Source organism: Vibrio antiquarius, assembly GCF_000024825.1.
In the GTDB taxonomy this organism is placed as follows: domain Bacteria; phylum Pseudomonadota; class Gammaproteobacteria; order Enterobacterales; family Vibrionaceae; genus Vibrio; species Vibrio diabolicus.
The window spans coordinates 1,029,575-1,055,216 of sequence record NC_013457.1 but is presented as its reverse complement, the minus strand read 5'-3'; the positions used below and the strand labels follow the sequence as shown (position 1 = coordinate 1,055,216).

At 47.1% G+C, this 25,642-nt stretch carries 23 protein-coding genes and 1 pseudogene; 16 read left to right on the top strand and 8 right to left on the bottom strand.

The window, feature by feature from the left end; translation table 11 throughout:
- The first annotated feature begins 8 nt into the window (after positions 1 to 8).
- The 6 genes from VEA_RS19610 to VEA_RS19585 all read left to right on the top strand — a co-directional run bounded on the left by VEA_RS19610 (position 9) and on the right by VEA_RS19585 (position 4,198).
- Positions 9 to 533 carry a YgjV family protein gene (locus VEA_RS19610; protein ID WP_025501296.1) on the top strand — a complete coding sequence of 175 codons (525 nt, stop codon included), beginning with the start codon at positions 9 to 11 and terminating at the stop codon, positions 531 to 533.
- A gap of 7 nt (positions 534 to 540) precedes the next feature.
- On the top strand, positions 541 to 870 hold the full coding sequence (locus VEA_RS19605) for a cupin domain-containing protein (RefSeq protein ID WP_006740953.1): 330 nt from the start codon (positions 541 to 543) through the stop codon (positions 868 to 870).
- A gap of 40 nt (positions 871 to 910) precedes the next feature.
- Positions 911 to 1,546, top strand: a complete 636-nt coding sequence (locus VEA_RS19600) for an RpiB/LacA/LacB family sugar-phosphate isomerase (RefSeq protein ID WP_006740954.1) — start codon at positions 911 to 913, stop codon at positions 1,544 to 1,546.
- Positions 1,547 to 1,623: 77 nt separating this feature from the next.
- A complete protein-coding gene (locus VEA_RS19595) occupies positions 1,624 to 2,535 on the top strand; it encodes an alpha/beta hydrolase (RefSeq protein WP_012842396.1) in 912 nt (303 codons plus the stop codon).
- A gap of 98 nt (positions 2,536 to 2,633) precedes the next feature.
- Positions 2,634 to 3,563 carry a 2-dehydro-3-deoxygluconokinase gene (gene kdgK / locus VEA_RS19590; RefSeq protein ID WP_006740957.1) on the top strand — a complete coding sequence of 310 codons (930 nt, stop codon included), beginning with the start codon at positions 2,634 to 2,636 and terminating at the stop codon, positions 3,561 to 3,563.
- An 11-nt stretch (positions 3,564 to 3,574) separates the two neighbouring features.
- Positions 3,575 to 4,198 carry a bifunctional 4-hydroxy-2-oxoglutarate aldolase/2-dehydro-3-deoxy-phosphogluconate aldolase gene (locus VEA_RS19585; RefSeq protein ID WP_005460834.1) on the top strand — a complete coding sequence of 208 codons (624 nt, stop codon included), beginning with the start codon at positions 3,575 to 3,577 and terminating at the stop codon, positions 4,196 to 4,198.
- A gap of 184 nt (positions 4,199 to 4,382) precedes the next feature.
- On the opposite strand, the pseudogene VEA_RS19580 reads toward VEA_RS19585, so the two are convergent.
- A pseudogene (locus tag VEA_RS19580) lies at positions 4,383 to 6,121 on the bottom strand (sodium:solute symporter family transporter).
- A gap of 129 nt (positions 6,122 to 6,250) precedes the next feature.
- On the opposite strand from VEA_RS19580, the gene VEA_RS19575 reads away from it, so the two are divergent.
- The 4 genes from VEA_RS19575 to VEA_RS19560 all read left to right on the top strand — a co-directional run bounded on the left by VEA_RS19575 (position 6,251) and on the right by VEA_RS19560 (position 12,459).
- Entirely contained in the window at positions 6,251 to 6,928 is a 678-nt protein-coding gene (locus VEA_RS19575; RefSeq protein ID WP_005482845.1) for an oligogalacturonate-specific porin KdgM family protein, read from the top strand.
- Between the two features lie 15 nt (positions 6,929 to 6,943).
- The gene (locus tag VEA_RS19570; protein WP_006740960.1) at positions 6,944 to 9,172 is read left to right on the top strand and encodes a right-handed parallel beta-helix repeat-containing protein; all 2,229 of its coding nucleotides are present in this window, start codon (positions 6,944 to 6,946) and stop codon (positions 9,170 to 9,172) included.
- A gap of 300 nt (positions 9,173 to 9,472) precedes the next feature.
- A complete protein-coding gene (locus tag VEA_RS19565) occupies positions 9,473 to 11,245 on the top strand; it encodes a sodium:solute symporter family protein (protein WP_005487072.1) in 1,773 nt (590 codons plus the stop codon).
- 56 nt (positions 11,246 to 11,301) lie between these two features.
- Positions 11,302 to 12,459: an oligogalacturonate lyase family protein gene (locus VEA_RS19560; protein WP_006740961.1), complete on the top strand. Its 1,158-nt coding sequence runs from the start codon at positions 11,302 to 11,304 to the stop codon at positions 12,457 to 12,459.
- Positions 12,460 to 12,554: 95 nt separating this feature from the next.
- Here VEA_RS19560 and VEA_RS19555 read toward each other — a convergent pair whose 3' ends face one another.
- The 3 genes from VEA_RS19555 to VEA_RS19545 form a co-directional block, all read right to left on the bottom strand.
- Complete coding sequence (locus tag VEA_RS19555) at positions 12,555 to 13,328, bottom strand: siderophore-interacting protein (protein WP_006740962.1); 774 nt, start codon at positions 13,326 to 13,328, stop codon at positions 12,555 to 12,557.
- A 219-nt stretch (positions 13,329 to 13,547) separates the two neighbouring features.
- Positions 13,548 to 15,470 carry a S9 family peptidase gene (locus tag VEA_RS19550; RefSeq protein WP_006740963.1) on the bottom strand — a complete coding sequence of 641 codons (1,923 nt, stop codon included), beginning with the start codon at positions 15,468 to 15,470 and terminating at the stop codon, positions 13,548 to 13,550.
- Between the two features lie 255 nt (positions 15,471 to 15,725).
- Positions 15,726 to 16,310 carry a LysE family translocator gene (locus VEA_RS19545; protein ID WP_006740964.1) on the bottom strand — a complete coding sequence of 195 codons (585 nt, stop codon included), beginning with the start codon at positions 16,308 to 16,310 and terminating at the stop codon, positions 15,726 to 15,728.
- Between the two features lie 114 nt (positions 16,311 to 16,424).
- On the opposite strand from VEA_RS19545, the gene VEA_RS19540 reads away from it, so the two are divergent.
- Together VEA_RS19540 and VEA_RS19535 are read left to right on the top strand one after the other, a co-directional pair.
- Positions 16,425 to 16,865: an Lrp/AsnC family transcriptional regulator gene (locus tag VEA_RS19540; protein WP_041853101.1), complete on the top strand. Its 441-nt coding sequence runs from the start codon at positions 16,425 to 16,427 to the stop codon at positions 16,863 to 16,865.
- Between the two features lie 215 nt (positions 16,866 to 17,080).
- Positions 17,081 to 18,259 carry a lytic polysaccharide monooxygenase gene (locus tag VEA_RS19535; protein ID WP_006740966.1) on the top strand — a complete coding sequence of 393 codons (1,179 nt, stop codon included), beginning with the start codon at positions 17,081 to 17,083 and terminating at the stop codon, positions 18,257 to 18,259.
- A gap of 116 nt (positions 18,260 to 18,375) precedes the next feature.
- Here VEA_RS19535 and VEA_RS19530 read toward each other — a convergent pair whose 3' ends face one another.
- Genes VEA_RS19530 through VEA_RS19520 form a run of 3 tightly spaced genes read right to left on the bottom strand, consistent with a single transcriptional unit; the run spans position 18,376 to position 20,006 of the window.
- Positions 18,376 to 18,996, bottom strand: a complete 621-nt coding sequence (locus tag VEA_RS19530; RefSeq protein ID WP_006740967.1) for an HAD-IB family hydrolase — start codon at positions 18,994 to 18,996, stop codon at positions 18,376 to 18,378.
- Between the two features lie 38 nt (positions 18,997 to 19,034).
- Positions 19,035 to 19,346 (bottom strand): cupin domain-containing protein, encoded by a 312-nt coding sequence (locus VEA_RS19525; protein WP_006740968.1) that lies wholly within the window; start codon positions 19,344 to 19,346, stop codon positions 19,035 to 19,037.
- 9 nt (positions 19,347 to 19,355) lie between these two features.
- A complete protein-coding gene (locus VEA_RS19520; RefSeq protein ID WP_005391967.1) occupies positions 19,356 to 20,006 on the bottom strand; it encodes a Qnr family pentapeptide repeat protein in 651 nt (216 codons plus the stop codon).
- A gap of 496 nt (positions 20,007 to 20,502) precedes the next feature.
- Between VEA_RS19520 and ompW the strand changes: the two genes are divergently transcribed.
- From ompW to VEA_RS19505, 3 genes are all read left to right on the top strand, one after another.
- Entirely contained in the window at positions 20,503 to 21,147 is a 645-nt protein-coding gene (gene ompW, locus VEA_RS19515) for an outer membrane protein OmpW (RefSeq protein WP_005391962.1), read from the top strand.
- 214 nt (positions 21,148 to 21,361) lie between these two features.
- Entirely contained in the window at positions 21,362 to 22,387 is a 1,026-nt protein-coding gene (locus tag VEA_RS19510) for an HlyD family secretion protein (protein ID WP_006740969.1), read from the top strand.
- On the top strand, positions 22,384 to 23,874 hold the full coding sequence (locus VEA_RS19505) for an MDR family MFS transporter (RefSeq protein ID WP_006740970.1): 1,491 nt from the start codon (positions 22,384 to 22,386) through the stop codon (positions 23,872 to 23,874). Before VEA_RS19510 ends, VEA_RS19505 begins: the two co-directional genes overlap by 4 nt.
- A 96-nt stretch (positions 23,875 to 23,970) precedes the next feature.
- On the opposite strand, the gene VEA_RS19500 is transcribed toward VEA_RS19505, so the two are convergent.
- Complete coding sequence (locus tag VEA_RS19500) at positions 23,971 to 24,216, bottom strand: Rho-binding antiterminator (RefSeq protein ID WP_005460845.1); 246 nt, start codon at positions 24,214 to 24,216, stop codon at positions 23,971 to 23,973.
- Positions 24,217 to 24,396: 180 nt separating this feature from the next.
- Between VEA_RS19500 and VEA_RS19495 the strand changes: the two genes are divergently transcribed.
- Complete coding sequence (locus VEA_RS19495) at positions 24,397 to 25,533, top strand: MBL fold metallo-hydrolase (protein WP_041853151.1); 1,137 nt, start codon at positions 24,397 to 24,399, stop codon at positions 25,531 to 25,533.
- Positions 25,534 to 25,642: the final 109 nt, after the last annotated feature.

The following is a 25,642-nucleotide window of genomic DNA, read 5'->3' as shown; positions in this document are numbered from 1 at the left end:
AGAAGGTGATGGTGGATACCTCGATATTAGCGCAAGCTTTAGGGTTTATTAGTTTTGGTTTGGGATTCTCCGTCTTCTACCAGAAGAATGACAGGCACCTAAAAATCTTGATGCTGATTTTTAACCTCAATCATCTTCTCCACTTTTTATTGCTGGGCTCGATGGTCTCTGCGCTGAGCGCATTGCTGTCGGCGCTCAGAACGACCACGGCGATTTTTGTCTCGTCGAAACGAGTCGCTGCTGTCTTTATTGTGATCAGTTTAGTCAGTGGCTTTTGGGTAGCAGAGCAATGGCGTGATTTATGGCCGATTATCGGGACGGTGATTGGTACATACTCGGTGTTCTGCTTGTCAGGGATCAGGATGCGCATTGGCTTTTTGCTCGGCGCGTCTTGCTGGCTAACCAATAATATTCTGGTGGGTTCCATTGGTGGAACGCTGTTAGAAATGACCGTGATCGTGATGAATTTATTGACGATTTATCGCTTACATCGTCAGCAATCAGAATCCATGATTAATCAATCAAGTTATTAGGTGAACCATGTTCGTATTTAACCAAGACATTCCGATGGAAGATCTCGGCGAGGGGATTTCACGCAAAGTACTGGCACACAGCGACAACATGATGTCGGTAGAAGTGCACTTTGAAGAAGGTGCAATTGGTGCGATGCACTCACACCCGCACGAGCAGCTGACTTACGTGCTTTCTGGTGAGTTTGAATTCACCATCGGTGATGAGAAAAAAATCGTCAAAACGGGCGATACTATGTACAAAGAACCAAACATTGAGCATGGCTGCGTTTGTCTGAAAGCGGGTGTACTTATCGATACTTTCACCCCAATGCGCAAAGATTTTGTTGATTTTGTTTAAGAATTGAAATTTGAATGCGGAGTTTCCGCAGGAGTAACACATGAAAATTGCACTAATGATGGAAAACAGCCAAGCAGCGAAAAACGCAATGGTGGCTGGCGAGCTTAACTCTGTAGCAGGTGGCCTTGGTCACGATGTTTTCAATGTTGGTATGACGGATGAAAACGACCATCACCTAACTTACATTCACCTAGGTATCATGGCGAGCATTCTGCTGAACTCAAAAGCTGTGGACTTCGTGGTAACTGGTTGTGGTACTGGCCAAGGTGCATTGATGTCTTGCAACCTACACCCTGGCGTTGTTTGTGGTTACTGCCTAGAGCCATCAGACGCGTTCCTGTTCAATCAAATCAATAACGGCAACGCGATTTCTCTAGCATTTGCTAAAGGTTTTGGTTGGGCGGGTGAATTGAACGTTCGTTACATCTTCGAAAAAGCGTTCACAGGCAAACGCGGCGAAGGTTACCCAATTGAGCGTGCAGCACCTCAGCAAGCGAACGCGGCTATCCTAAACAACGTGAAATCAGCGGTAGCAAAAGACGTGGTTGAAGGTCTACGTGCTATCGACCAAGAGCTAGTGAAAACTGCAGTAGGCAGCACGCAATTCCAAGAGTGTTTCTTTGCGCACTGCCAAGTACCTGAAATTACAGAATATGTGAAGTCGCTACTAGACTAAGCACTCATTTTATCGGGAAATAGGTTAAGGCCAGCCATTGTGCTGGCTTTTTTTGTTTTTAAGCCGGAGAGAATGCCATGCACGTTGCGCCGATTACTTCACTACAGACTTGGTTTCCTGAGCATCTCGTTTTGCCTTTGTGGTCTGAGCCTCAAATCCCCTCCCATCTGGTGCAAAGTTATCAAGAAAGAAATCCGAACGAGTTGTTACCAGATCGCGCAGTGTTTGAGATCACGCATCCAGAAATGGTCGTGTTTGAACCAGAGCAATCCAACGGGATTGGTATTTTATTGATGCCTGGTGGCGGTTATCAGCGAGTCTCGGTGGATAAAGAAGGGGTGGACAGCGCACGCGTGTTGAACCAAGCAGGTTTTACCGTGTTTGTGATGACCTATCGCATGCCAAATGAAGGGCATGAATTTGGAGCTTGGACGCCACTGGCGGACGCGCAGCGAGCAATGCGTTTGGTGCGTCAGTTGCCTTTGGCGTCTCATTTATCATCGATTGGTGTTTTAGGTTTCTCGGCTGGCGGACACGTTGCAGCGAGCTTAGCGACGAGTCACGCATTGGATATTTATCCTCTTCAAGATGAGGCGGACCGTGTATCTGCCAAGCCCGATTTTTGCGCTTTGATGTACCCGGTGATCAGTATGAACACCGACATTGCGCACATGGGCTCGCGTGCCGAGTTACTGGCGAATTTGGAACGTGAATCTGACCTTCTCCGATTCTCGCTAGAAAAACAGGTGACGTCAGACATGCCGCCTTGTTTTCTTTTACATGCCAGTGACGATACTGCCGTGAGCGTGGAAAACAGCATCGTGTTTTGGCAAGCACTTCGCCAGCACGAAATCGCGACCGAAATGCACTTGTTTGAGCAAGGTAAACACGGTTTTGGTATTCGCGATGCGCAAGGTTTGCCTGTCGCGGCGTGGCCGCAATTGCTCTCTGCATGGCTACAAAATCTGGCCGAGAAAGCACGCAGATAGATCAAGTTCACGAAATAAATGAACCGTTGTTTTATTTTTATTGTTAACTGGTTTTGTAATTGCAATAATGGCGACATCAAATACTGAGGAGACTTCCCATGAACCCAATCAGTCGTGTCGCCATCATCGGTGAATGTATGGTGGAGCTTAAAAAACATGACGGCGTGCTACAGCAAGGTTTTGGCGGTGATACGCTCAATACCGCGGTGTACCTTTCTCGTCTAACCAAACAACACGGGGTCGAAACTTCGTATGTGACGGGATTAGGGCATGATCCGTTTAGTCGTGAAATGCTAACGGCATGGCGTGAAGAGGGGATCAATACGGACATGGTCTACCTTTCTGAAGGTAAATTGCCAGGCATCTACGCGATTGAAACCGCCGAAGATGGCGAGCGTAGCTTCTTTTACTGGCGTAATGATGCGGCAGCAAAATACTGGTTGCGTGAACGAGCATTGTTGTCGTTGGTGAAAGATCTTTGTCAGCATCAAATGATCTACCTGAGTGGTATTAGCTTGGCGATCATCTCGGACGATTGTCGTCAGATGTTGATTGAGCTGCTAACAATGTGCCGTAAAGAAGGTGTGAAAATCGCATTCGATAACAACTTCCGCCCTAAGCTCTGGCCTAACATCGAGCAAGCTCGTGATTTTTACTCAAAGATCCTCAGCGTCACCGACATGGCATTTTTGACCTTCGATGACGAGGTCATGCTGTGGGGAGATAAGCACGAAGATGAAGCGATCAGTCGTACGAAAAACTTTGGCGTGAAAGAGATCATCGTGAAACGTGGCGCGGACGACTGTTTTGTTGTAACACAAGATCAACAACACACCGTTGCGGCCTTGAAGGTCGATGCTGTGGTGGATACTACGGCGGCGGGTGATTCTTTTAGTGCGGGTTATCTTGCAAAACGAATTTTAGGCGGAGACGTTGCTGAGTCTGCGCTTGCTGGGCACAAAGTGGCTGGCACGGTTATTCAACATCGCGGCGCGATCATTCCAAGCCAAGCGATGCCAACTATTTAAGGAACGATGAAATGAAAGATCTGAACCAACAACTTTCAGAAATTAAAGTAGTCCCTGTTATCGCGATCAAAGACGCAGGCAAGGCAGTGAAATTGGCACAGGTGCTGATTGAAAATGGCCTGCCATGTGCTGAAGTGACGTTCCGTACTGAGGATGCCGCTTTAGCGATCAAAAACATGCGCGAAGCGTACCCAGAGATGTTGATTGGCGCGGGAACTGTGCTGACAAGCGCGCAAGTGGATGAAGCGATTGATGCGGGCGTGGACTTTATTGTGAGCCCAGGTTTCAACCCAACTACAGTGAAATACTGCCAACAGCGTAACGTGACCATCGTCCCTGGTGTCAACAACCCAAGCTTGGTTGAACAAGCAATGGAAATGGGTCTGCGTACGCTGAAGTTTTTCCCAGCAGAACCGTCAGGCGGCGTCGCGATGCTAAAAGCATTATCTGCGGTTTATCCTGTAAAATTCATGCCAACCGGTGGCGTGAGCCCAAGCAATGTTAAAGATTACTTGTCTATTTCTTCAGTCTTAGCGTGTGGTGGTACTTGGATGGTACCCGGCGATTTGATTGACAACGAGCAATGGGATGAACTGGCGAAGCTGGTTCGTGAAGTTGCGGGAATTATCGAATAATTCCTCACCCCGGTTAGCGCCGAGAACTATCGTAGATAGTCGAACGATCTTTTGAGCAATTTGCCAACGCCTGCGGCTCCACCGTAGGCGTTTTTTTATGTGCAGTTTTGGCGAGTTAAAAACCAGCTTTCCACTAGGCGCGACACAAAACAACGCGCCCAATACGGTTTACTTACCCATTTACTTACTTAGTTTTTTGTTTCTGCCAAGCACGTTTAGAGTGCTGGGTAGGTTGTAGTAGGAACAAGCTAAACAGCAACACAATGCAGCCAATTGCGACAAAGATGGATTGAGAAGAGCCCGTTAACACGACGCCGGCAAGAATCAGTAACATGCCCGCCAACGCTGTGATGGAGCCGACATAAAGTCCTTGCTTATGATTGATAGGGGACAGCTCCTCGTCGCTGATCGGTGTGGCTAGTTGAATCGCAAGTGCAGTGCGACTTTGCTGGATTGATGGTGACTCTTTGGCATAAAAGACCCGCGTAAACAGGAAGAAGCCTCCAGTCACCAGTAAATGAACGGCAAGCGTTGCGACCACGGACAGGTCTTTGCTTTCTCTTGGCGTTAATGGCAAGGAAGAGAGCCACTGTACATCAAAGATAAACATCATAAAGAGCGATACTGCGCATCCGACCATAACGGTGGCCCACCCCGACCAGTTTGGTGTTTTCAAACTGACGAGTGCAAGCAGAGATGGGATGTTGATTGGCATCTGAATGAACGCCGCGAACACAATCATCATGTCGAACAAGCTGTACGACTCAACAGACGCCAGCAGCAAAGCTGTGACCGTGGCTAATACGCCAGATACTATCGTCGCAATTTTTCCAACCATCAACTGCTGGCGACTGGTCGCATTTGGGTTGAACCACACTTGGTAGAGGCTTTTGACCACAATGCCAGCGTTGCGGTTGTGTGCTGATGAAAGCGGCGCAATGGTCGCGGCCACCAATGCCACCATCACCAATCCGAGTAAACCTTGAGGCATGTAATGCTGGATGTAGTAAAGATAAGCGGCGTTGTTCGCACTCTGCTCTAGTGCAGGATAGATCGCCAGTAAATCGATGTTTTGTGCTGCCACGAACCACGCTGGCATAAACCACAGTACAGGGGCAAAAACAAACAGCACACCAGCAACGAATGCGGCCTTGGTGGCGTCTTTATCGTTGGCGGTGGTCAGAAAGCGATAGCAGCTCAAGGTGTGGTTATTACTCATGGTTTGTTGCAGCAGCATGGCGATCGCCCACATCACAAACAGAGACGGCATCCTGATCTGTTCACCATAAATTGGCGTGGCGTGCGCAAATACTTCGCTTGGTGAGTCAAAGCGTTGCAGTGCGGTATAGCCGATCACTAGAGTAATGGCGATCAGCAAAATTAATTGAATTACATTCGTCACAGACACCGTCCACGCGCCTCCGCTCACGGCGATCAAAGTGACGACCCCCCCATAGCGAGAATGGTGGTCGACATCTCAATGGCAAAAACAGCAGAGAAAAAAGACGCCAATCCATTCATCCAAATAGCACAGGCGATCAAAGTCAGCGGAAAGCTTAACCATGTGAATAGCTGTTCTGATGTGTGGCCAAACCGCACTCGAATCACTTCCATGGCGGTTTCTACGCGTAACCTTCGATAGCGACGCGCAAAAAATGCTGCCGCGACGAAAAATCCCAACGCATTTCCCCAAAAGATGAACATCACGCTGATGCCATCTTCATACGCTTTGGCTGCGGCACCCGTAAACGTCCACGCTGAAAATTGCGTCATGAATGCGGTCGCGCCAGCCATCCACCACATCATGGTTCCTCCACCTTGAAGGAAGTCGTTCGACGAGGTGGAAAAGCGGCGAAATAGCGACGCAGCGATCCCAATAAAGAGCAGATAGATCATTACGATCATCGAATCCAATAAAGTCATGTGTCATAGCTCACGAAAAAATTAAAATGCCGTTTTAAAGATCACAAAAATACCGATAAGAACTTTATCAGTACGTAACAATGAATATATTAAAACAAGATTTACTATAAAATAAAATGGTGTTTCAAAATGAAAGTTAGATACCTTACTTCTGCACTCTTACTTGCAATGACTTCTGGTTTAGCGGCTGCCGCATCGGTGGATATTCGTCATGAATATGTGCCTGATCGTGATGGTGACGAACATCGAGATCGTATTTACGTTTCTCACCGTTTCGACAACCAAATCGGTTTTAGCGTGGAAGCAAAATGGAACTACAAAGATGGTCACATGGGCAATGCAGGCCATGAAACTGGCGTGAGCTACCGTTGGAAAGCGACCGACAATTTCTCTCTAACGCCGGGCATTAACATTGATGCCAGCCCATCGGGTGCGTCAGTGTTCAAGTACAACTTGACGGGCGCGTACAAAATCAATGACGAGTGGGATGTCGCTGCGCGTATTCGTCATGGGTACAAAAACACGGACGACTCGCGCTACAACCAGCTCAACCTTTACGCAAACCGTAAGTTTGAATGGGGCAAGCTTGGCGTAGAAGCGGAGTACAAAGATATTCATGGCGGTGAAGGTGGCTGGAAAGACAAAGGTCATGATCAGCTGATCGACTTTAAAGGCGAATACACCAAGTTAGAAAGTGGTGTGATTCCATTCTTCGCTATCGCGGCGATCACGCACAAGGGTGACGGCTCAGAGTTTAAAGATGAATATGTTCCTCGTTTCCGTGTCGGTTTGAAATACAACTTCTAACAAGGAAAAGTGACCATGAAAAAACACACTTTAGCCTTGTGTCTGGCGGCCATATTGGCCCCAGCCGCACACGCTGCTGAGATTAAGGTCGAAGACCTGACTTGGAAAGCGATCACTTTTGGTCAATCGACCGACATGAACTTTGGCTCAACCATTTTGCCGGAAAAAGTCGGCGTGAACCAAGTGACGGTCAATGGTGATGCTGTCGCTGCTGGCAAGTTAGCGTCCACATTTACCATTGAAAGCCGCGGCGGCAAGTTAGCTAACTCGCATGAAGGACTCACCTTTTACTACACCGAGCTACCAACCGATGTGAACTTTACCCTCAGTGCCGATGTGGTGCTTGAACAGCTTGGCCCAGAAACGGGCGCGACACCCAACCGCCAAGAAGGCGCAGGTTTGATGGTGCGCGACATTCTAGGTGCCGAGCGTTTAGTGCCACAACCTGAGGGCCATGAAGAGTTTCCGTCTGCATCGAACATGGTGATGAACCTAATGCGTTCTCACACCCGCACGAACGATGGCATGACCAACATCAACGCATCGTTTCGTGAAGGCGTTTATCAACCTTGGGGAACGCCGGGTAACCGTTTAAGCCGTGTCGATTATGTGGAAGGGGTGCCTTACGGCACGGCTGAAACCTACCGCATGACGCTGACACGCACCAATGATGGTTTCAAAGTCAGCTACCGTAATGGCGAAAAATTCATTGAGCAAGCGGTAAAAGGCGCGAATGCCAATATCGTCGAAATGCAAAACTCAGACTCGCAATACGTCGGATTCTTTGCGTCACGCAATGCAAAAATGACGGTGAGCAATGTCGATTTGCAGCTTGCTGCGGCGGATACCGTGGACGCTCCAAAATACGCGGCCAAGCAGGGCGAATTGGTATTCCAAATCGCTTCTTCACCTCGCTCTGCAACCAAGGAGTATCCGGTTCAAGCTCGTGCCAACTACTCGGGCGAATTTGAAGTTCTGCACAATGGCAAAGTGGTAGCGAAGCAAACCGTGACGGCGGGTGAGCTGTTCAGCCAGTGGCTGACACTTGATAGCGGCGCGAATCAAATGGAAGTGAGATTCACCGCCATTGACGGCCCAAACAAAGAGACACAAGCGCACCTTTACAGCGTTGACGTTGTTTCTCTGCCAGACCCAATGACGCTGTATGTTGCACCAAACGGCAGCGACAAAGGCAACGGATCTCAAGCACAACCGCTTGATTTAGCTACCTCAGTAGAACTGCTTCCTGCTGGCGGCACCATCATTTTGAAAGATGGCGACTACCAAGGGATGGAAATCCCGCTGACGGCGAGTGGCAGTGTCGACAAGCTCAAGCACCTACGTGCGGAAGGAGACAATGTTCGCTTTGTTTCGGAACTTCGTCACGAGGCAAATTACTGGCATTACCAAGGTATTGAAGTTGCGGGTGCGCAGTTCATTGTTCATGGTAGCCACAACACCTTCGAAAAAATGGTGACACACGGCGCGCCAGATACTGGTTTCGTGATCACCTCTCCTGAAAACATTGGCCGCGCACTGTGGGCAAGTTACAACCAAGTGATTGAAAGCGAAAGCTACAACAACATGGATCCTTCGCAGATCAACGCAGACGGTTTTGCGGCCAAGATGCGTATCGGCGATGGCAACACCTTCATCCGTTGTTTGTCTCACCACAACATTGATGACGGTTGGGACTTGTTCAACAAAGTGGAAGATGGCGCAAACGGTGCGGTGACCATTTTGGATTCCATCTCGTTCAGCAACGGGCGCACACTCGATGTTGCCAACAAGGGTGGCACGATTGGTAACGGCTTCAAGCTAGGCGGCGAGGGGATTCCGGTTCCACATGTGGTGAAAAACAGCCTGTCTTTCAATAACAACATGGACGGATTTACGGACAACTTTAACCCTGGTGCACTGGTATTGAGCGACAACGTGTCGATTGATAACAAGCGCTTCAACTACTTGTTCCGTAAGAGCCCATATTCCGGCGAGATTGAGCAAGGCACGTTCACCAATAACCGTTCTTACCGATTCCACGTCAGCAGCAAATATGACGACGTGATCAACAGTGCGAAATCGACTGGCAATGCGTTGGTCGAAAATGGCACGACTTACACCAGTGATGGCAAAGCGGTCGACAGCAAAACGCTCGCGCCATTAAAGCAAGCGTCGGTGATTGATACCCAACAAGCCATTCCGGGTAAGCAAGAGGTGATGCAGCTTAAGCAACTTATTCACTAACGAGTAACCACGGGCTCTCAGGAGCCCTTTTTTTCGTCAAAACTCACCTTACAACGGTCGCATTTTTACGCTTTTCGACTTGTCAGTGACAATCTCTTTTTGGTTCTAAGATTAACTAAGGGAATGCAGCAGTGACGAGTATGGATCCGCAGTTATTTACAAGACGCTCACTATTGATCTTCATCACGTTTGAGCGCAAAAAATAAAAAATGAACCGTTGTTTTGATTTTTGTCTCAGTTAGTTTTGTTTTTTGAAAATATAATTTATCTAAATTAAAACAGCGTTTCGAGGTTTCTATTATGGAATACGATTACTTAGTAATAGCAGGCTACTTTGCCCTGATGGTGGCAATCAGCTTGCTGTTCAAAAAAATGGCAAGCAATAGTACCAGCGACTATTTCCGCGGGGGCGGTAAGATGCTTTGGTGGATGGTTGGTGCCACAGCATTTATGACTCAGTTCTCTGCATGGACGTTTACCGGTGCAGCGGGTAAAGCGTTTAACGATGGCTTCGCGGTATTGGCCGTGTTTGTTGGCAACATGGTGGCGTACGTTTTCGCTTACTTCTACTTTGCTCGCCGCTTCCGCCAAATGCGAGTTGATACACCAACTGAAGGGGTAAAACGCCGCTTTGGTAACACTAACGAGCAGTTTTTCACGTGGGTAATCATTCCGTTAAGTGTGATTAACGCGGGCGTTTGGCTAAACGGTTTGGGTGTGTTTGCTTCTGCGGTATTTAATGCCGACATCGTGACTACCATTTGGGTGACTGGCCTTGCGGTATTGGCTATCTCATTGTTGAGTGGTGCGTGGGGCGTAGTGGCGTCGGACTTTATTCAAACGCTGGTTGTTGCGGTTATCTCCATTGCTTGTGCGGCAGTTGCATTGTACGTCGTTGGCGGCCCTGGCGAGATCGTTGAGAACTTCCCTGGTGGCTTCATCATGGGCCCAGATATGAACTACCCACTACTGTTAGTTTGTACGTTCATCTTCTTCGTAGTGAAACAGCTGCAAAGTATCAACAACATGCAGGAGTCTTACCGTTTCCTTAACGCGAAAGATTCGAAAAACGCAAGTAAAGCTGCGCTGATGGCGCTTGTGATGATGCTATTTGGCGCGGTAATTTGGTTCATCCCACCTTGGGCTTCAGCAATCCTGTACCCAGATGCAGCAACGCAATACTCATCATTGGGTGCGAAAGCAAGCGATGCGGTTTACCTTGTCTTCGCTCGTGAAACAATGCCTCTAGGCACCGTTGGTCTGTTAATGGCAGGTCTGTTTGCGGCGACCATGTCTTCGATGGACTCTGCACTAAACCGTAACTCAGGTATTTTCGTTCGTAGCTTCTACTCAAACATTGTGCGTAAAGGCCAAGCTTCGGATAAAGAGCTACTGCGTGCTGGTCAAATCGCATGTTTGGTGAACGGCATCCTCGTTATCATGATGGCTCAGTTCTTCAACTCACTGAAGCACCTAAGCTTGTTTGATCTAATGATGCAAGTGGCGACGCTACTTCAATCACCAATCCTAGTTCCATTGTTCCTTGGCATCATCATTCGCAGAACGCCGAAATGGGCACCATGGGCAACAGTTGTGGTTGGTATGTTTGTCTCTTGGTCAGTGGTGAAAATCTTCACTCCAGAATTTGTTGGTAGCTGGTTCGGTATGGATGAGCTAACACGCCGCGAAGCAGGTGAAATGCGCACAATGATCACCATTGCTGCTCACCTTGTCTTTACTGCTGGTTTCTTCTGCCTATCGACTCTGTTCTACAAAGAAGAAACAGACACGCACAAAGAGACAACGGCGGAATTCTTTAAAGATGTGGACACCGAGTGTGTTGCAGAAGAAGGCCAAGACATTGTTGACCGCATGCAACGCGCGAAATTGGGTACGCTGGTTATCTACATGGCCGCAGGTTTAACACTGATGGTGTTGATTCCAAACCCACTATGGGGCCGCTTATTGTTCCTTGCCTGTGCAGCGTCAGTCTTTGCTGTGGGCTACGGCTTGAAGAAGAGTGCCAAGCTAGACACACAGCCCTCTAAAGTAGCCGCGACAACGACCCAATAATCTGAATTTTTGTTTTGGCTGCCCTCGCTTGGGCAGCCCTTTTGTGGAGATATATTATGGCTAAAGGTGATGTGATTACTCTCAACTTCGAAACGTTTGTTGATAGTGATACCCAAGTGAAAGTGACGCGATTAACGCCAACGGACGTGATTTGTCACCGTAACTACTTTTACCAGAAGTGCTTTACTCAGGATGGAAAAAAGCTGCTGTTTGCAGGTGATTTCGACGGAAATCGCAACTATTACCTGCTTAACCTTGAAACGCAACAAGCAGTCCAACTGACGGAAGGTAAAGGTGACAACACCTTTGGCGGTTTCATTTCGACGGATGAGCGTGCATTTTTCTACGTGAAAAACGAACTGAATTTGATGAAAGTCGATTTAGAGACGCTGGAAGAACAAGTCATTTATACGGTCGATGAAGAGTGGAAAGGCTACGGTACTTGGGTGGCAAATTCTGACTGTACCAAGTTAGTCGGCATCGAGATTCTAAAACGTGATTGGCAACCGCTGACATCGTGGGAAAAGTTTGCCGAGTTCTACCACACCAATCCAACTTGTCGCCTAATTAAAGTGGATATCGAAACCGGTGAGCTGGAGGTGATCCATCAAGACACTGCGTGGCTAGGTCACCCAATTTACCGTCCGTTTGATGACTCAATGGTTGGTTTCTGTCATGAAGGTCCGCATGATTTGGTGGATGCGCGCATGTGGCTGGTCAATGAAGATGGCAGCAACGTTCGTAAAATCAAAGAGCACGCAGAAGGTGAATCGTGCACGCACGAGTTCTGGATTCCAGATGGCAGCGCAATGGCGTACGTTTCTTACTTCAAAGGTCAAACTGATCGCGTGATTTACAAAGCCAACCCAGAGACATTAGAGAATGAAGAAGTGATGGTGATGCCACCTTGTTCTCACCTTATGAGTAACTTCGATGGTTCTTTGATGGTTGGTGATGGTTGCGATGCGCCAGTTGATGTTGCAGACGCGGACAGCTACAACATCGAAAATGACCCGTTCTTGTATGTATTGAACACAAAAGCGAAATCGGCGCAAAAACTGTGTAAGCACAGCACATCTTGGGATGTGTTGGATGGCGATCGCCAAATTACTCACCCGCATCCGTCATTCACACCGAACGATGATGGTGTGTTGTTTACCAGTGACTTTGAAGGCGTTCCTGCGATTTACATTGCGGACGTGCCGGAGTCTTAGAAACACTGATTACGTCAAACATGATGATGAAAAACGCCCGGTGATGCTGGGCGTTTTTATTGGGATGAGAGCTGGAATCGAAAAGACATGAACCACTATTGATTGGATTCCGCGTCTTCACGTTTAATCACTTTGTGCCCGTCTTCCGACACGCCTTGCTTCCAATAGCTGCTGATGTAGATATTCTCGCGATCGACTTCTTTCTCATTGCGGAAATATTGGCGCAGCGCACGCATTGAATCGAACTCACACGCACACCATATCGAAGCGTTACCATCTAACCACTCGAGTTCGCGAACGCTATCAGCCAAGGCTTGCCCTTCGGTTAACCAAATCAACTCCATGCCTGCTGGCGCATGTAGGGGTTGGATGTCGGCTGGAGACATCACGCTGATCACTGCATAGCCTTTGGCCTCTTCTGGCAACGTACGAACTTTCGCAGAAAGCGCTGGAAGTGCCGTCATATCGGCAGCCATGAAGAACCAATCCGCCTCCGTATTTAAGTTGGAGATGCTACCCGGCCCCACGATGCTGATCGTGTCGCCTTTTTGCGCGGCCATTGCCCAACGTGCTGCAAATCCGCATTGCAGATCTTGCGTTACGTGTCGGACGAAATCCACTTCGATTGAGCTGGTTTCTGGATGAAAGCGTCGAATTGTGTAAGTGCGCATGATTGGTCGGTCGTCTTCTGACAGGATGCTCAGATCCGAGCCACCCATATCGTTAAACAGTAATTTGATGTAACTGCCTTCGCAGTCACGAGGAAAGTGGCTCAGCGCCTCACCTTGCAAGGTAATGCGCTGCATGTTTGGAGTAATTGTCTCTGTGTCTGTGACAACAATCGTTTTAGGTTGAGGCTTATTCTTCATCTTTGACTCTACTCGATAATTATTCTCTTTCTCATTTAAGGTTATCAAGATCTCTCATAAGAGGGTAGTGTCTTTATATAAATTTACACTGTGAATTGAGCTGGATTATTGGATTATTGGAGTATTGCAGTGGTACTGGGGACTGGGGCGAGCAAAATACGTAGAAAAAATAAGAAAGGGCACGCCAACATGCCCTTTCGAACTTAACGATGTAAAGGCTTACTGAGTCTGCTCAAGTAAATGTGTTTTTAGGAATCTATCCATCGCTTGGTAACCATCAAGACGGTTCTCCAAAGAGCGGAATCCGTGCCCCTCATTTTCCTTCACGATGTATTCGACCTCGACGCCTCGTTCGCGCAGTGCATCAACGATTTGGTCTGACTCGCTCTTCACCACGCGTGGATCTTGTGCTCCCTGTAGAACCAATAAGGGTGCCTTAATTTGGTCGACATGGAACACTGGTGAGTAGGCTTTCATCATTTTCGCGTCTTCAGGATCATTCGGATTGCCTACTTGCTCGTGTAACATTGCAAGGAATGGTGCCCAATAAGGTGGAATGGAGTCCATAAAGGTAAATAAGTTAGATACGCCAACGTAGTCGATTCCGCACTTATACAAATCAGGAGTGAATGTCACCCCCGCCAGAGTTGCGTAGCCGCCATAAGAGGCACCATAAATACATACGTTGCCATCTTGTGCGTAACCTTGTTCGGTAGCCCATTTGACACCGTCGGTAATGTCATCCTGCATGGATTGTCCCCATTGCTTGAACGACTTCTCCCAAAACTCGCGACCATAACCAGTTGAGCCCCTGAAGTTCATTTGCAGCACCGCGATACCGCGGTTAGCGAATAATTGCACCTCAGGCTGAAATCCCCAGTGATCACGAGCCCATGGACCACCGTGTGGGAGCACAAGCAAAGGCAGATCTTTGGCTTCTCGACCCTTCGGCAGCGTTAGGTACCCATGAATGGTTTCTCCATCGCGAGCGGTGTATTGGATAGGCGTCATCTTCGCCATATGTTCTGGCTTATGCCATGGAGCGTTTTCTGCCAATTTCTCCAATTTATCTGCTTTACGATCGTAGAAGTAGTAATTTGGTCGATCGACATCGCTGTAGGTGACGACAATCATTTTACTTTCATCTCGCGTCGCACTGGTTACAGAAATTTCTACATTTGGCAGTTTCTCTGAGAGGCGTTCGAAGGTTTGTTGGTAGGAATCATCTAAGAAGTGATAGTGGTTTTTATCTGTCACGTAAGAGACTGAAACCAGCTTATTAAGCGCTTCAGAGTAGTGAGCGCTATTCACGTCAACTTCCGGGTGAGAGAAGATTTCTCGTATTTCTTTATTGGCTTTTACATCGTATTCAACGATGGCTGATTTATCACGCGTAATTCGTGATGCCACATATAAGTTTTTGTTGTCCGGCGTGAATGAAATGGGGCTAAAGCTCTCTTTGAAAGTGAGATTCTTTAGCGGCTTAAATTCATCTTCAACCGTATCGCGATATAAAACGGAGGTATTAACACCATCTGATGTGGTGATGACACGAATGTTGCCATCGTGATCGGTACCCCATGAGCGCACATTGCCCGGGTTTTGCGCAACGAGAGTATTTTCGCCTGTTTTTAGATTATGTCGATAAACATCAAAGACTTGCGGGTTACGCTCGTTACTCGAAATCAAAATGTCATCGGGTTGATTGTCTAGTGTGTCGATAACGTATGCCACAACACCGGATGTCGGTGTGATGGTTTTCTCTTCGCCTGTTTTGACATTAACCGTCACGAGATAAAAGTTCTCATCTCCTCCCGTATCACGAGAGTAAATTACGGTGTCTTCGCCAACCCAGTAGTAGTATGCAATGTCGCGCCCTGTTACGGATGTGACGCGTTTTATCTGATCGGGGTTATCTGTGGGATAAACAAAGACGTTCTTACGGTCTTGCCATGGCTTCATCATTGAGATGTAGTCACCAGCAGGAGAGATTTGATAGCTAGAAACTTCGCTGTTTTTAAAGAAATAATCCACTGGATACTCGGGTGGAATGACTTCAGCATTGGTTGTGGTGGATGTTTGACTGCAACCCGCCAATAATAATCCAAAAGTGGCAGCAAGAAAAAGCTTGCGAGTGTGCATTGTGTAACGCTCCTTGTGTAAAGGACCTTAAGCTCATGAGCTTTTGGCCAGGGTGATAGATTCATCGCAGTTACTGCGAGCAAGCAACGAACATTAAAATAGCTGTGGCTTATGATTAGTGTGCTTTTAATAAATAGCGCATTGCTTCGCTACTATGACCCTGGCATTGTCCAAAAGTGGCGTTAGATTGTGATTATTGATTCAGTATCTACCTGAACTTTGTATTAGATCACGGTTTTACGGCTATTTTGTCTTCTATATCATTGGGATAGTCGACAGCAGTAAAAGCGCTGCCATCCCATAGTTAAACCCTTTTACACGCCTAGATGTGGTCAACCAGCGTTGAAGTTGCATGCCTGCCGCGGTCCAAAATGTTACCGATGGCAAGTTGGCTAAACAGAAGATACCGGCGATAAAAGTCAGTTCAAGCCAAGAACCGCCGCTGGTGTATACCGTAATCGCCGTCAACGCCATCGACCAACCTTTTGGGTTTACCCACTGGAATGCGACAGCCCCTAAAAAAGACATTGGGCGAAAATCGTGTTTTGCTTCGGTTTTGCCGCTCGTGGCGATTTTGTACGTCAAGTACAGCAAATAACTCAAGCTCAATACTTTCAAAATGGAGTGAGTAATCGGGTAAGCGTTGAAGAGGCTCATCAAGCCAATACCCACCAAAATTAGCATGGCACCAAAACCGAAGGTAATGCCCAACATGTGTGGAATGGTTCGTTTAAAGCCAACATTTGCCCCTGAGGTCATCAACATAATGTTATTGGGACCCGGCGTAAAAGTGGAGACAAAAGCGAACAACGCCAAAGCGCCCAGTTGATGATATTCCATAGATTGTTCCTTGAATCAGTTCTCGATAAGTTGAGAACAACTATAAGTAGAACTGAGGTCAATATTGTGCTTTTATTTGATGATTAGAAACTAAATAAGCAATGAAACATCATCATGGATAGATTTGACGAAAGAATATTGCAAATGCTCAAGCGATACGGAAGAATCTCCAATGTGGAGCTGTCGGAACGCGTTGGTTTATCTCCGTCTGCAACCTTACGCCGAGTGCAAGATTTAGAGCGTAAAGGCGTGATCAAAGGCTACCGAGCAGTACTGGATAATCAGCAACTTGGCGTGGGTTTTGTCGCTTATGTGTCGATTGGTTTGGCCTCGCACTCTAAGCAAGCACAGCTTGGTTTTGAAGAACACGTGCGCTTTGTGGATGAAGTGGTGGAATGTCACAACATCACTGGCGCGAACGAGTATTTGCTGCGTGTGGAAACGCAAGATCTCGCCGCTTATAAAGCGTTTCACGCTGATGTGTTGGGTGAGTGCGAACACGTTAAGTCGATCACAACCATGGTGGTAATGGACACACCGAAAGACGAACGTTAGTCGGTCAAGAGTGTCATGGTTTTGTGGCACATGAATTTGAAGTGACTCGAAAGAGTCAGTCGAGTATGAGATAAGTACACAACAAATGCTGGAAAGCAGATGGCACTCTTACAATTTCCACCTTTATTCTAACCTTCGAAATAATCTCATCCTGCTAGTTTTGCTTAAACCGCTTGTGTTCATGAGCGGCGAGTCAGCAAATTTAAGGATGAACGATGAAATCACATGTAACACTTCCTCTTTTGAGCTTAAGCGCTGTTGCCGCATTGAGCTCATTTAACGTCAACGCCCACGGCTGGGTAGAATTTCCAAGTGCTCGTCAGAATACGTGTTATTTAGACGGTGGTTTTTGGACCAATGAGATCCCCAACCAAGCGTGTAAAGCGGCTTTTGAAGAATCTGGTGCTTACCCGTTTGTGCAACGCAGTGAAATTGCAGCAAACGTACCAAATTACCGAGATATGGAGCATGTTAAAGCCGTAGTCCGTGACGGCGAACTGTGTTCTGCTGGAGATGCGGCTAAGAAAGGCTTGAACATTCCTTCTCCAAACTGGCAGCGCACCAATGTTACGCCAGATGCAAATAACCAGATTGAATTGGTGTTTTACGGCAAGGCGCCGCACAACCCATCATACTGGGAATTCTATCTCACCAAGCCGACCTATGATGATTCAAAACCGCTTACTTGGAGTGATTTAGAGCTGATTGACACCGCAGGTGATGTGTATGTTGATGCGGAAAAACGCTACCGTATTCAGGTGACTTTCCCAGCTGAGCGCTCGGGCGATGCAGTGCTTTATACTCGTTGGCAGCGCATTGATGTGGCTGGTGAAGGTTTCTACAACTGTAGTGACATTACGTTAAACGGAACAGGTACGACGCCGCCGACTGACCCCGTTGATCCAACCGAACCGGGTAATAATCTGACATCTCTGGGCTACTTTGTTCAGCAAGGTTTTGGACCAGTAGAAGCGGGTGACACCATCCGTTTCCGTACGTTTAATGCGACAGGCAATGAAATTGTTGATATTTCACTGCCAATCAGCGCAAACAATACGACGACTTGGGCGGCAGAAATTGCGGATCAATTTAACGCGCAGCAAACGGGCGATTGGTATGTGGGCATTTGGCATCAAGAGATGAACCACTACATGTTCGATAGTAAGAACGTAAATGCGAACCAAGTATTAGCGCCAAGCGCAGACTTCAGTTATGCGTTGTCACTGATCAAAGCGGATGTACCGCCACCAGTTGAACCAACCAACTTATGGGACAAGACGGCCGTTTACGACCAAGGTGATGTGGTGACGCACAACGGTAAAGAATGGACTGCCCAGTGGTGGACGTCTGGTGAGGAACCAGGCACAACGGGTCAATGGGGTGTATGGCGTTAAGCCATTTATTCGGGCCCTGATCAATAAAACCCTTCTCATGTGAGAAGGGTTTGTTTTTTCAGTCTAAAACGACCACTTTGGCGGAGTGGTTGTCTTGAAAATCAGAGCACATATCGTTATTCGCTTGCTCTCCACTCGATCCAGTTGAGCATCGCGTAGTCTGCCAGTTTGAGCATCGGAATGTCTTCGTGTGTATCACCGTAGGCATAAATAGACTCAAACTCGTCGAGCGAAAACGCCGCCTTAACGCGCGAGACTTTTCTTTCTAAACTGCAATCACCTTGCTGGTAAAAGCCACTCAGTTTTGGCTGCTCTGAGATCAGTTCACTGCACAGCAAGTGGTAACCGTTCGCTTCACACCAAGGCTTGAGATACGCATTGAGTGATGCCGACACCACCACAATGGTATCGCCTCTGTGTTGATGCCACGCCAACCTTTCCATCGCTTCTGGCCGTAAGTACAGCGGGATCACTTCATGGGCAAACTGAGCGCCAATCGCTTCAATTTGCTGCGTTTCTTTCCCTGAAAATGCAATAAAACTGCTGAGCGGACGCATAAAACGAGCGGGTAACACTCCGAGTTTGTACAGCGCATAAAACGGCATGATGGCGACCTTTCCTACTCGCTTGCGCAGGCCATAAGCAGAATAGTGTAAGAAAAGGCTAAACATATCCTCTCGGGTAATGGTGCCATCAAAATCAAACAGTGCCAGTGACGGCTTGGTAGTATCGAGCAAATTCAGCGCCTATTTTTCGATTTAAGATCGTTTTGTGTTTATTGATAAAACACTGCCAACCAAATGGTTTCTTGCGTTGGGTCAGTCCAGCTCACTTTGTGTTTGGTATGAGCTGGAATCGTAACGTGATCGCCTGCCTCAAGTCGTTTCACTACACCTGATTCAAAAGTCAGCTCTCCAGTTCCTTTAAGAACCAATACCCATTCATGTTCTTCTTGATCGTACCAGCCACTTTTGGGCGAGGTTTGCCCTGTTGAGACAATGCGTTCTATACGCAGGTTTTTGCGGGTCAGCAGGTCTTCGAACACTTCCTCGTCGAGGTTATTCGGTAAGTCTTTAAACAGGTTCATGGCCTTTCCTTAGATAATGATCAGTCCAAAAGGCGCAAGCAATTGCTCTTGTTGCCAATCACAAATTTTAACACCAAACAGAGAAACGCGGCGAACATCCAGCCCGTCTAGTTCGACATGAGTCAGATCACATTGCTCAACGTTAAAGGTTCCCCATTGTTCTGGCGAGAATTCGCAGCGAGATAAATCCGAGCCTTTAAGAGTTGCCCCCGCGAGGTTCGCTCCGTTCCAACGGTTTTCAAAGAGGTCACATTTTTCTAGTAACACTCGCTCGAAGTTACAGTAGGTGAGGTTGCAGCCAGTAATAAAAGCAGAACAGAAAAACATGGTGTTACTGACGCGATTAGCAAAGTTCGCGCCTTGGAAGTTTGCCCCTTTGAGATCGCACTTACGCAGTTCTAAGCCCATACAATTTGCGCCGTTAAACAGGCTCATTGCCAGCATACAGTTCGTAAAGCTAGCATCTTTTAAGTTCGCGAAACGAAAACTACATCCTTCTAGTGCTTTGGATTCGATAAAGCGACAGTCGATGAACTTAGCATCGCGCAGATCGGCATGGTCGAAACTGCACATATAAAAGTGGCAGTTTTTAAAGGTGGCATTCTGAAAATCGTGATGAGAAAAGTTTTCTCGTTCAAAAATGAGATCGGTTTTTAACATGTCTTCTCCTTATCTGCGAGCAGACTAGCACTCCAAGTGACTGATTTTCCAGAAAAATAACTTCTTGTATTTCAGTGTTTTACAAACCCCTCAAATCGCGATTTTAAGGGGTCAAACGAGCGTTTTAAGTGGGTTATTTTTTGAAAATAAAAGACGTAGAGGAAGAAAAAAGTTTTTGCTGGCTACGGACCTTAGCGAGAGGATTCGTGTTTTTGAGCATGCATAGCTTCTCACACGCACAGTTTGCATTACAGAATTGTATCCGATTTGCATAATTTGTTGATCGGTATGGCGTTTCTCTATACAAAAAACCTATATTTTTCACAAATTGATTTCCATCAAAATAGTAGGGTTTCTATGTGCTAGATTGCGCGCAGCTCAAAAAAATATAGATGCCCGTGTGCTTCAAGGCAATGAGTTTACTTGAAATCTAAGGCCAGTCAGCAGGCACACCTTTGGGTACGACATAACGAAGCCCTATAAAAGGAAATAAAAAATGAAAAAAACAATCTGCAGTCTAGCAGTGGTTGCTGCACTCGTGTCACCAAGTGTTTTCGCTCATAAACAAGGTGACTTCGTTCTTCGTGTTGGTGCGGCGTCTGTCGTTCCAAATGACAGCAGCGATAAGATTCTTGGTTCTCAAGAAGAATTGAAAGTGGATTCAAATACGCAGCTTGGTTTGACGTTTGGCTACATGTTCACAGATAACATCAGCCTAGAGCTTCTAGCAGCAACGCCATTCAGCCACGATATCTCAACAGATTTGTTAGGTCTTGGTGATATCGCGGACACCAAACACCTTCCACCAACGCTTATGGTTCAGTACTACTTTGGCGAGCCACAAAGTAAGTTCCGTCCATACGTTGGTGCAGGTCTCAACTACACCATGTTCTTTGATGAGGGCTTCAATAGCACGGGTAAAGGCGCTGGTCTTTCAGATCTTAAGTTGGATGACTCATTCGGTCTAGCAGCGAATATTGGTGTGGATTACATGATCAACGATCAATGGTTCCTCAACGCTGCTGCGTGGTACGCAAACATTGAAACAGAAGCAACTTACAAAGCAGGTGGAGCGAAGCAAAAAACCGACGTCAAAATTAACCCTTGGGTATTTATGATCAGCGGCGGTTACAAGTTCTAAGAAAAACCAGTAGTTACACGCACATTACTATTATTGGCATGACTTTGGGGGCGGTTACGGGGACTGCCCCTCTTTTTTATCCTCGTTTTGATTGCACATCATTTACTCAACTTAGCAACACGCAAAATTGGATCTTTACCTTGCAGATCATTTTATTGTCCGAAGATCGAAAAGTCCTACACTGATCACATAATTGAACAAGTGGACAATATAAATGAGCGGCGACATCGCGAAGCATTCTTCCTCCAGATCTAAGCTGGTAAAAACTCTTTTCTTTACTCTCTGTGTTATCGCATTTGGTGCGATGTATTGGTCTTGGCAGTATTCTGACAGTCATCCAAGCACGGAAGATGCCTACGTTAGGGCAAAAATTTTGTCGGTAGCGCCTCAGGTAAAAGGCCAAGTGGTTTCTGTGGATGTCAAAGACTTCCAATCTGTTAACAAAGGTGATCTACTGCTGAAGATTGATTCGCGCCCATATCTGTTGGCAGTGAAGCAAGCAAAAGCGGCATACCAATTGGCGGTCCAGCAACATGACGTTGCCGATAAGCAGGTAACTGAAGCCGTTGCGGGCTTAGATGCGGCGCGCTCTAACCTGACAGAAGCGCAAGTGGAGTACAAACGTACGGATTCCCTCGTGAAACGCAAACTGGCGTCGGACCAAGATTTAGATACGGCGAAAAACAAACTAGCCAATGCCCAAGCGAGCCTAGAGCAAGCGCGTGCGACGGTAGAAAAAGCCATTGCGAACCGTGGTGAAGAAGGCGCAGAGGCTGCGGTTGTTCAACAAGCGGCCGCACAGTTAGCGCAAGCGGAGCTGAACTTGAGTTACACCGACATTACGTCACCAGTGGATGGCATTGCCGGAGAAATCAATACGCACGTGGGCTCGGTCGTTAGCGTGGGTCAAACGCTGTTCCCTGTGATTTTAAAAGACAGCTATTGGGTACGCGCGAACTTTAAAGAAACCGATCTTACTCATATTAAAGCTGGCATGCATGCGGATGTGGTGATTGATATGTACCCAGACGTGGTGTGGAAAGCAACGGTAGAACAGCTGTCGCCTGCGAGTGGTACATCGTTCTCCTTGATGCCACCAGAAAACGCAACGGGTAACTGGGTTAAAATCAAACAGCGTTTCCCTGTACGTTTGGCATTAGAAGTACCGGCCGATGCGCCGCAACTTCGCGTTGGTGCGAGCTCAGAAGTCACCATTGATTTGCAAAGTAGCGTGCAATGAGCCATCAAATTACGGCAGACAAACGGGGGATTGCCACCGTCGCCGTGATGCTTTCTGCCATCATGGTGTTAATCGATATGACCGTTGCGAACGTGTCGCTATCGCACATGATGGGCGCGTTGGGCGCAACGGCAGACCAAATTACTTGGGTGCTGACGGGTTACAGCATGGCGGAAGCGATCTTCATTCCGATGACCAGTTTCTGGGTGTCTCGCTTTGGTGAACGCAAAGTCATGCTGGTTGCCGTGGTCGGTTTTGTGATTGCCAGTGCGCTTTGTGGGCAAGCACAGTCTCTTGAAGAGATGGTGCTGTTTCGCATTATCCAAGGCGCTTTCGGCGCGTCGGTGATTCCATTGGCGCAGTCGACGTTAGTTCAGATTTATCCGTATGAGCAAAAAGGCAAAGCGATGGCGATTTTCTCCATCGGCATTTTGCTTGGTCCTATTTTGGGCCCAGTCGTGGGTGGCGTGATCACTGACAACATCAACTGGCGCTGGATTTTTTACATCAACTTGCCATTCGGTTTGATTTGTACCTCTTTAATTTATCGCTATATCCACATCGACAACAAATCCAAACCTAACTTTGACTGGTGGATCATCGGTTACATGGCGTTAGGTGTGGGCGCGTTGCAGTTTGTGTTGGATAAAGGTAACGAAGAAGACTGGCTCAACTCACGCATGATTCAGACGGCGATATTGCTCGCAGTCATGGGATTGGTGATGTGGATTTATCGCAGTTGGAAAACCAAAAGTCCAATAGCGCCATTGTGGCTACTGAAAGACCGAAACCTTATGGTCTCGTCATTGATGATTGCCGTGGTGTCGATGGCGATGTTTGGTCTGACGACTCAACAGCCGATGCTGTTGGAAAGCTTGCTGGATTATCCGGTCTCAACCACTGGCTTATTAATGGCACCGCGTGGGTTGGCGTCAGCGGCGATGTTAATTTTGGTGATTAAACTCAATCCGCAATTCGATCCCAGAATCAAAATAGTCTTTGGCTTAAGCTGCATCGGGATTGGTAGTTATTTGATGACGCAATACTCACTGCAGATCGATACATTTTGGATTGTGATGCCGAGTATGATTCAGGGGATGGGGCTTGGTTTAACCTTCTCGACGCTGTCCACCTTGGCGTATTTAACGATTCCGAAAGAGCAATCTGTCGCGGCGGCGAGCATTTACAATCTGTTCCGTACCATTGGTAGTTCGTTTGGTATTTCTATCGCCACCACGTTCCAATATCGAGATAGTCAGCAGCAATGGCATGCGCTGGGAGAGGGTATTAATCCTTATAACCCCAACTTGCATGACTGGGCGGCCAATCAGGGGCTTTCCATTACTGACCCGGTTGCGTTAGACCAATACCAACAGATGTTGCAGCAGCAATCGCAAATGGTCGCGTTTGTGCACACCTTCCAGCTTGTGGGAGTGATGTTCGTGATCATGATGCCGATGCTAGTTTTCATCCGGTCGCGTGAATAACAACAAGTTCAGGTGAACCGTGTAAGAGAACGCCTCTCAAGTTGTGTCAGCTTGAGAGGCGTTTTTTATTGGACGGCGTCAGTGAAAGAAGAACGTTTACTCAAACGTCACTTCGTCAAAATGCGGATTGGCTTTGAGCGCGCGCATTGCGACTAATTGTTCAGTCGGGAAAGCGGTGTGCTCACCATCCATATCTAAAAACAAGCACTCTTGTCGCTGCATGTCGTAGCCTGTGTCGAACGCGTTGCCCTGATGAGTTTCACCATTTTTTAGTGTGATCTCGATAGGGAGCTTAAACATACAGGCGATTTCAATAAAATCGTATTGGCTGCAAGTCACCATAGTTTTCTCCTTTCAAACCGACGCAGTATTCAGAAGGTTTGAGAACCGTATCCTTAAATAGAAGACGTTTGATTGAAACTGAATCTTCATCTTACACCTCATTTTGGTCACGAAATAGACATACACGCACGTTTTAATAAACCTACTGTTGAGCGTTCGCAAGCGAGACAAAACTACGATATGTCTGAGACGATACTTAAGCGCACATACCTAACGAGTGAACAAAAGACACAAAAGCCAAGTTCACTGATTCCGCCTCAAACCTACCATGCGCAGTTGGCGCACCGTGTTCACCACTCGCCTCAATTTGAAAACGGCCGCGTTAAAAACGAGATGCCAAATGTCCCTAGTCCGCAATCGTTCTGGCAGGTTTGTTGGAGTTATCTTGGTGGTAGAACACCGTTGAGTCCTAACGAACATCTGCCACATTCCCCAATTCAACCCACGCAGTTTGCGCAGCGAAGTGAATCGATGCGCCTTACTTGGCTGGGCCATTCCACTATGCTGGTGGAGGTCGATGGAATTCGAATTCTGACCGATCCGGTATTTGATTACGCTTCTCCGTTCATCGCAAAAGCGTGGTTTGAACGCAATATTCCCAATACTCACGCCAGAGATTGTTTGCCGATTCCTGAAATTATCGTGATTTCGCACGATCATTACGACCATTTAGAAGCGTCGACCATACGTTTCTACGCCGATAAATCCGTGATGTTTTATGTGCCCTTAGGGGTTGGCAAGCATCTGATAAAATGGGGCGTTTGCGCAGACAACATCGTGGAATTCGATTGGTGGGATAGCGTGCACTATGCTGGAATCGAACTGATTTGTACGCCCGCTAACCATAATTCGGGTCGTACTTATTTCGATAAAAACTCGACCTTGTGGGCTTCTTGGGTCATCAAAGGCAAAGAAGAGACGCTCTATTTTAGTGGCGATTCAGCTTACGATTCGCACTTTTCTGAGATCGCACAGCGATGTGGGCCAATCGACATTGCCTGTTTGGAAGTGGCTGCCGATGTGAAAGACCAAGGTTATCCGGTCGAAAACTGGGGGCACATGCAGGCTCATCATACCGTGCAAGCGTTTCGCGATTTAAATGCGAAAAAACTGTTGCCAGTACATTGGGCTACATACGAACTGTTTACTCACCGCTGGGACGAACCGATTTTAGATTTGCTTACCCATTGTCAAAAAGAACATATAACGCTGCTGACGCCAATGCCGGGGGAGAGTTTTTACGTTCATCAAGAACATATAAATAAACAATGGTGGCGAGAAAAAGAAATATGTGAGCCAGATATAATTTTGACTTAATAATATGATCTTACTTCAATAATTATTTTATAAATTAACCTTGTTATTTTCAGAATATAACAAGGTTTTTACTGGTCATTGAAATTCAAAATTTCCATAGGTTCACTTT

Excerpts from the sequence above, each read along its gene's own strand:
- VEA_RS19610 (WP_025501296.1), top strand. The coding sequence starts at position 9 with ATGGTGGATACCTCGATATTAGCGCAAGCTTTAGGGTTTATTAGTTTT.
- VEA_RS19605 (WP_006740953.1), top strand. The coding sequence starts at position 541 with ATGTTCGTATTTAACCAAGACATTCCGATGGAAGATCTCGGCGAGGGG.
- VEA_RS19600 (WP_006740954.1), top strand. The coding sequence starts at position 911 with ATGAAAATTGCACTAATGATGGAAAACAGCCAAGCAGCGAAAAACGCA.
- VEA_RS19595 (WP_012842396.1), top strand. The coding sequence starts at position 1,624 with ATGCACGTTGCGCCGATTACTTCACTACAGACTTGGTTTCCTGAGCAT.
- kdgK (WP_006740957.1), top strand. The coding sequence starts at position 2,634 with ATGAACCCAATCAGTCGTGTCGCCATCATCGGTGAATGTATGGTGGAG.
- VEA_RS19585 (WP_005460834.1), top strand. The coding sequence starts at position 3,575 with ATGAAAGATCTGAACCAACAACTTTCAGAAATTAAAGTAGTCCCTGTT.
- VEA_RS19575 (WP_005482845.1), top strand. The coding sequence starts at position 6,251 with ATGAAAGTTAGATACCTTACTTCTGCACTCTTACTTGCAATGACTTCT.
- VEA_RS19570 (WP_006740960.1), top strand. The coding sequence starts at position 6,944 with ATGAAAAAACACACTTTAGCCTTGTGTCTGGCGGCCATATTGGCCCCA.
- VEA_RS19565 (WP_005487072.1), top strand. The coding sequence starts at position 9,473 with ATGGAATACGATTACTTAGTAATAGCAGGCTACTTTGCCCTGATGGTG.
- VEA_RS19560 (WP_006740961.1), top strand. The coding sequence starts at position 11,302 with ATGGCTAAAGGTGATGTGATTACTCTCAACTTCGAAACGTTTGTTGAT.
- VEA_RS19555 (WP_006740962.1), bottom strand. The coding sequence starts at position 13,328 with ATGAAGAATAAGCCTCAACCTAAAACGATTGTTGTCACAGACACAGAG.
- VEA_RS19550 (WP_006740963.1), bottom strand. The coding sequence starts at position 15,470 with ATGCACACTCGCAAGCTTTTTCTTGCTGCCACTTTTGGATTATTATTG.
- VEA_RS19545 (WP_006740964.1), bottom strand. The coding sequence starts at position 16,310 with ATGGAATATCATCAACTGGGCGCTTTGGCGTTGTTCGCTTTTGTCTCC.
- VEA_RS19540 (WP_041853101.1), top strand. The coding sequence starts at position 16,425 with ATGGATAGATTTGACGAAAGAATATTGCAAATGCTCAAGCGATACGGA.
- VEA_RS19535 (WP_006740966.1), top strand. The coding sequence starts at position 17,081 with ATGAAATCACATGTAACACTTCCTCTTTTGAGCTTAAGCGCTGTTGCC.
- VEA_RS19525 (WP_006740968.1), bottom strand. The coding sequence starts at position 19,346 with ATGAACCTGTTTAAAGACTTACCGAATAACCTCGACGAGGAAGTGTTC.
- VEA_RS19520 (WP_005391967.1), bottom strand. The coding sequence starts at position 20,006 with ATGTTAAAAACCGATCTCATTTTTGAACGAGAAAACTTTTCTCATCAC.
- ompW (WP_005391962.1), top strand. The coding sequence starts at position 20,503 with ATGAAAAAAACAATCTGCAGTCTAGCAGTGGTTGCTGCACTCGTGTCA.
- VEA_RS19510 (WP_006740969.1), top strand. The coding sequence starts at position 21,362 with ATGAGCGGCGACATCGCGAAGCATTCTTCCTCCAGATCTAAGCTGGTA.
- VEA_RS19505 (WP_006740970.1), top strand. The coding sequence starts at position 22,384 with ATGAGCCATCAAATTACGGCAGACAAACGGGGGATTGCCACCGTCGCC.
- VEA_RS19500 (WP_005460845.1), bottom strand. The coding sequence starts at position 24,216 with ATGGTGACTTGCAGCCAATACGATTTTATTGAAATCGCCTGTATGTTT.
- VEA_RS19495 (WP_041853151.1), top strand. The coding sequence starts at position 24,397 with ATGTCTGAGACGATACTTAAGCGCACATACCTAACGAGTGAACAAAAG.